We start from the raw sequence: 4997 nt of genomic DNA, 5'->3' as shown, positions 1-4997 counted from the left end.
CTTCGGATGGATGACCCGATGGCGCCGTCTGGTCCGCGACTACGAAAAGCGCATCGACGTCTCACAGGCGATGATCCTCGTCGCCATGGGTGGAAACCTACTACGCCGAAACGCTCATCCCTGATTTTCCAAACGGACTCTTAAAGACCTTCCCCTTATATCACATTTCGAAATTAAGTCCAAATATAACCAGAAATTCTCAATGATAAATAAAAGTATCAATCATTTTGGTGCTTTTGATTATGATTACCGTTACTGCATTCGGCCAGGCAAACCGGCCGACCACTTCCACCGAAACCTTCAAATCGATCCCTGGCTTCACCCGCTACCGCGTTTCCGACCAGGGCCGCATCGCTACCGCTTCCGGCGCGATCATGGCCGACTACGACAGCGGCAAAGGCTACCGGCAGATCGTCCTGATCGACGACAACGGCAAGGCCCGTCACATGTATGTCCATCGCCTCGTCTTGATGGCGCACGACAGCCTTCCGCCCTTCGAAGGCGCACAGGCCGCGCACTGGAATGGTCGTCGCGCCGACAATCGCCTGGACAATTTGCGGTGGGCCACGCCCCGCGAAAATTCCGCCGATAAGCGCCGCCACGCCGCCGAACGCCGTGCCGCCACCACCCCGACCACCCTGCATTGAGAGTTCCACACCCGTGATCACATTCGACCTTTCCACCCTTCTCGATTTCCCGTCGATCGTCACCGAATTCGCCGAGGAATTCTGCTTTGATTATGACATCGAAAACATCGGCGATTTCATCGCCCGCGCTTCGAAGCGCATCGGACCTGACCTCGACGCCGCCATCTATTCGACCGTCCAGGTCATCGACGGCCGCCTGGTTCTGCAAGCGTCACCGCATCGCCGTGCCCTTGGTCACTTCGTGCAGGTCCACCAGGATATGGTCCGGGAGGGCGCGGCATGACCCACGAAGCCATCCACCAGGCCGTGACGTTCGTCGCCGGTCTCTCGTTCATCGTCGGCTTCCACCTGCTCGACAGCCACATCGACCACCCGGATCGGACATGGCTGCGCCGCTGGGGCCGTCACTTCGGCAGCGCCGGGTCGATGATATTGCTGGCCGGTGTCGCGCCGACTGTCTTCGATTGGCTGACCAAGGGGGGCGCGGCATGACCATCGACCGAACCATCACCCACCGTCTGATCACCATCGAGACCAAACTCGACCGCGTCGAAACCAAGCTGGACCGGCTGCTGTCAATGCTCGACCCGGACGGTCCCGACCAGCAGGCGATGCACCATGATCTGGAAAGCATCCTGTCGTCGATCGGCCAGGCCGTGCTGACCCCGAAACTGGAGGTGAAGGGATGACCGGCAAATCCGTCCAACCATCCCCCGCCATACTGGCGATTTTCGGGTTCGGGCTGTCCACGATCCGCCTTAGCGAAGCCATGAAAGGAATACTGTCGCCCACGGTTGAGCAAAAGGCTGAATTCGAGCGGATGATTTCAAAGCCGTTCATCGTCCGGAGTGACGAGACTTTTGGTGTTCCCGACGACATGCGCATATGGTGTCGTCAGGCGGGCATCTGGTGCCGATTGATCAGCCCCGATTTCGAGATGTATCCGCTCGTCTTCCAGTTCGGTCGGGCCGAAGATGAAATTCTCTTCCGCCTGCGGTGGGGAGGACAGCCGGAGTGACCGACCGTCTGGCCCGCCTGATAGCCCTTGCGGACGCTGCCGATCGTGGCCTGGTTGAAACGGTGGACGTGACGGCCTGGCCCGACGATCGGGTGATGACGGCTCTGACCGACCTCGATGTCGTCACCCTTGTCGAACCGATCACCGAAGATTGGGGCACCCCGACCGGGACCGTCAGGCGAACCGTCCCGGCCGGAACTGTCGGAGCGATCGTCTCCGTCTATGGTGACGGATCGCTGGAGGTGGAATTTCCGACGACGACGGTGCGGGTGACTGCTGGCCAGATACGGCCGGTCGAACGCCCGGAATGACGGGGCGCGACGACGGTAGCGCCAATCCGAAAATCTGTCGATTTAATTGATTTATCGGCGAAACGCGGTGCCCCGGCTATGATCAGGCTTCAACAGTTTGAAACCATCTAACACCATGTCTGACTACTACCTGTCCCAGGCCGAAGCCATCCGTCTGACCGGCTTGTCGCGCACTACTATTTTCCGCATGCGACGGGCGGGAGAATTCCCCCCACCCCGACAGTTGACCAAAAACAGGATTGGCTATCTCGCCAGCGATATCACCGCCTGGCAGACCTCTAGGCCGCCTGCTTGATTGCTTCGGCTCGCTGGACGCTTTCCTGTCGGATCGCGTCCAGTTCGGCTTCCCAGACCAGTAGCGCGCGCTTCTTCTGTGCCCTGTAGGCCGCCCGGTTATAGACGCCTGCCACGTCTGATTTGACGCCACTGATGTGGTTCAGCGTCGCTTCCACGATGGCCGGTTGGATCAGCGGGTTACCGTCCTCGTCCGCCAGGTCGTTCATCATGGTGGCAACGGTGCGCCGCAAATCATGCGCCGTCCAATTCTCCAGCCGAACCCCCTCCGCCGTTGCAATTTCGACCGTGCGTCCGAAAACTACGTCTTTCGCCTTGCTAAATCCCGACATCGGCACTGTCGGCTTCGACACCGAATTGAAGACATATTCGCTGCGGTTAGGTGCTTTCAATCCGCTCAAATATTCCAGCATGTTCGGCGTCAAATCGAGTAAGAGCGGCAGGCCATTTTTCGTTCGCTCGCCAGGGATGAGCCAGCTTCCCCCATCAAGATCGAATTCATGCCAAGGCGCTTCTGCTGCTTCATCTCGACGAACGCCTGTGGCAACGATCAGGCGTAAACTCCTCGCATAGGGTCCGTAGAATTCCTGGCTGTCGATCATTTCGTCTATGACGCGTAGGACGATTCCAAATTCGTCGCGGCGAAGCACCCGATCGCGCGAGACTTCTTTGGTCGGCGCCATGACATATTCGGCCGGATTGGTCGTCATCAGCGTTTGGCTGCGGTAATAGCTCAATGCGCGTTTGAAGATCGTCTTCGTCATCGAAAGAACGCGATTGGCCCTGACCGGCGCGCGCTGGCGCACTTTTTCGACCATGCGTTCGACATCTTCGTGCCTGATGTCGGCCATTACGAGGCCGCCCAGCGCAGGCTGTATGTCGTTCCGCCACATTCCCCGCGAATTGGCTGCGTCGTCCAGCACGTCGATAAAGCGCGGCTCGTATATCGTCCAAAACCAATCGAGCGTCCGGCTGGCGCGATCAGAAGCCGCAGCGGCCGCCGCCGCCGCCTTTGCCTCCTCTTCCCGTCGAACCGCGTCGAGATCGATCCCAGCTTCGCGCGCAGCAGTCAGCTTGTCGGCCCAATCACGCGCTTCTGCCAAGCTGTGCGCGGGATACGATCCCAGCGTCTTCTTCTGGACCGCCGAAGCCCCTTTCGCCTTCCCGCGCCAAGCCCACGACTTTTTCCCGCCAGGCGCAGGCTGCACGATCAGATAAAGGCCGCGACAGCCAGGGTCTGAAATTTCCTGCCGCTTATCGGTCGCCTTGACTGCCTCGACCCAACGGTCGGTGAATGCCTTTTTCGCTGCCATACTTCCCTCCGAATGTTTCCCCCGATACCGAAGGTCAGAATCCAGAGCAACACAAATCCGGGGGAAACTTGGGGGAAACTTTTGTCGAAACAGCGCAAAACCGCTTGGTTCGACGTGAAACAAAGTGCGTGTAATAGATCGTTGTATTTTATATGCTTTTCTAGTTCTAGGCAGTTTCGCTCGGTTTCACCGAGAACAAGGCTTTTCGGTTTTGTAAACCGAAGGTCGGGGGTTCGATCCCCTCAGCCGGCACCAACGGACTCTTGAACAGTGCGCTCATGCGCACTCGATGGCACTCGGCATCCCGGAAACAAAATGGGGGCCGACATCGCTGCCGGCCCCCACTAACGTCGGTTCCTTTCGGCCACATGCCCTCGCGGGTTGCGCCTTCCGGTCCGGCGATGTGATGCGTTTCCGCATCCTCGCGCGGGAGAACGAGCCCGAAGGTCTGTTCACCCTTGCTGACCTTTCATCCGAAGCCCGACGTTCACTTTCGCGCGTACCCGGCATCATTCTGAAAGGCTTGGATCCGATCGTCCCTGCCATCCTCGCGCATGGCAGCTCCCAACGGATCATCAGGGCAAAAAATCCTTGATTTCTCTTGGATTTTCCGGCTTTGGATCGCTCCTTACCGACTGTCCCGATAGGAGGATGCTGTCACGATCAGCGAGTCGGACAAAGCGGATTCCGACAGTTTGAAGACAGGCCACGCCACAAATCTGTGGATAACTTTGGATAAGTCTGAAAATCGGCGGAAATCCGTGCGCTTCACGAGGGCATCCAATCGGGCGGTGCCAGCGTGAAGCCGGCAAAGTCGAAACCCGGCGTGACCGTGCAACTGACGAGCGCCCATCCGCCGACCGGCCGCGCCGCCTGCCAATGATGCGCCGGGACCAGGCGCTGCGGCATCTGTCCCGCGGCGATATCCGGGCCGAGGTGATGATCGACCGCCGGCCCCTGCGGCGGAGCAATGCCCAGGATGATCGGTGCCCCCGCATGCCAGAACCACATCTCGTCGGCATCGACCCGATGCCAGTGCGATCGCTGATGCGCCTCCAGCAGGAACAGGACCGCCGTGCCGGCCGCTCTCTGGCCCGCAGCCGCCTGTGCCCGCCAGGTTTCGCGATACCAGCCGCCTTCGGGATGCGGAGCCAGGTCGAGCGCCCGGATCAGTCCGGCCGCATCCTGCCCGTCGCCTGCGTTCATCGCTTCACCTCAAATTTAATTTCCGCTGAAACAAAAACTTATGCCGTTGTCAGAGGTTCATGCAACCTAAGGCCTGTGGGGATTTAGGATTCCCATTTACCAGCAGATGTGATTCACACTGCGGATGGATCGCTTTGTACTGACCGACGCCCAATGGGCGAAGATTGAGCCGCACTGTTTGGGGAAGATCAGCGATCCCGGACGCAGC

The 4997-nt window shown here is 59.2% G+C and carries 10 protein-coding genes, 1 tRNA gene and 1 pseudogene; 10 read left to right on the top strand and 2 right to left on the bottom strand.

Translation table 11 applies throughout. The features are described 5' to 3' along the window. The 8 genes and pseudogenes from AC13EK_RS04185 to AC13EK_RS04150 all read left to right on the top strand — a co-directional run. A pseudogene (locus AC13EK_RS04185) lies at positions 1-124 on the top strand (IS5/IS1182 family transposase); the annotation flags it as partial. Positions 125-242: 118 nt separating this feature from the next. Next, complete coding sequence (locus AC13EK_RS04180; protein WP_017501257.1) at positions 243-647, top strand: HNH endonuclease signature motif containing protein; 405 nt, start codon at positions 243-245, stop codon at positions 645-647. A gap of 13 nt (positions 648-660) precedes the next feature. Next, a complete protein-coding gene (locus AC13EK_RS04175) occupies positions 661-930 on the top strand; it encodes a hypothetical protein (RefSeq protein ID WP_017501256.1) in 270 nt (89 codons plus the stop codon). Next, positions 927-1139, top strand: a complete 213-nt coding sequence (locus tag AC13EK_RS04170) for a hypothetical protein (RefSeq protein WP_069338738.1) — start codon at positions 927-929, stop codon at positions 1137-1139. The genes AC13EK_RS04175 and AC13EK_RS04170 overlap by 4 nt, the downstream gene beginning before the upstream one ends. Further along, a complete protein-coding gene (locus AC13EK_RS04165) occupies positions 1136-1336 on the top strand; it encodes a hypothetical protein (RefSeq protein WP_069338737.1) in 201 nt (66 codons plus the stop codon). Before AC13EK_RS04170 ends, AC13EK_RS04165 begins: the two co-directional genes overlap by 4 nt. Then, positions 1333-1665 (top strand): hypothetical protein, encoded by a 333-nt coding sequence (locus AC13EK_RS04160; RefSeq protein WP_069338736.1) that lies wholly within the window; start codon positions 1333-1335, stop codon positions 1663-1665. The genes AC13EK_RS04165 and AC13EK_RS04160 overlap by 4 nt, the downstream gene beginning before the upstream one ends. Continuing rightward, on the top strand, positions 1662-1976 hold the full coding sequence (locus AC13EK_RS04155; protein WP_069338735.1) for a hypothetical protein: 315 nt from the start codon (positions 1662-1664) through the stop codon (positions 1974-1976). Before AC13EK_RS04160 ends, AC13EK_RS04155 begins: the two co-directional genes overlap by 4 nt. A gap of 115 nt (positions 1977-2091) precedes the next feature. After that, entirely contained in the window at positions 2092-2271 is a 180-nt protein-coding gene (locus AC13EK_RS04150; RefSeq protein WP_081331813.1) for a helix-turn-helix transcriptional regulator, read from the top strand. Here AC13EK_RS04150 and AC13EK_RS04145 read toward each other — a convergent pair. Further along, a complete protein-coding gene (locus tag AC13EK_RS04145) occupies positions 2255-3583 on the bottom strand; it encodes a tyrosine-type recombinase/integrase (protein WP_069338734.1) in 1329 nt (442 codons plus the stop codon). The two genes, AC13EK_RS04150 and AC13EK_RS04145, sit on opposite strands and share 17 nt — an antisense overlap. Positions 3584-3761: 178 nt before the next feature. On the opposite strand from AC13EK_RS04145, the gene AC13EK_RS04140 reads away from it, so the two are divergent. Together AC13EK_RS04140 and AC13EK_RS04135 are read left to right on the top strand one after the other, a co-directional pair. Next, positions 3762-3838, top strand: a tRNA-Thr gene (locus tag AC13EK_RS04140). 34 nt (positions 3839-3872) lie between these two features. After that, positions 3873-4178 carry a hypothetical protein gene (locus AC13EK_RS04135; protein WP_139150130.1) on the top strand — a complete coding sequence of 102 codons (306 nt, stop codon included), beginning with the start codon at positions 3873-3875 and terminating at the stop codon, positions 4176-4178. A gap of 173 nt (positions 4179-4351) precedes the next feature. Here AC13EK_RS04135 and AC13EK_RS04130 read toward each other — a convergent pair whose 3' ends face one another. Next, complete coding sequence (locus tag AC13EK_RS04130) at positions 4352-4789, bottom strand: cupin domain-containing protein (RefSeq protein WP_069338733.1); 438 nt, start codon at positions 4787-4789, stop codon at positions 4352-4354. Positions 4790-4997: the final 208 nt, after the last annotated feature.

It is taken from the genome of Sphingobium sp. L-44 (genome assembly GCF_056859495.1).
The sequence above is the reverse complement of the archived record's forward strand: the minus strand, read 5'-3'. Positions and strand labels throughout refer to the sequence as shown.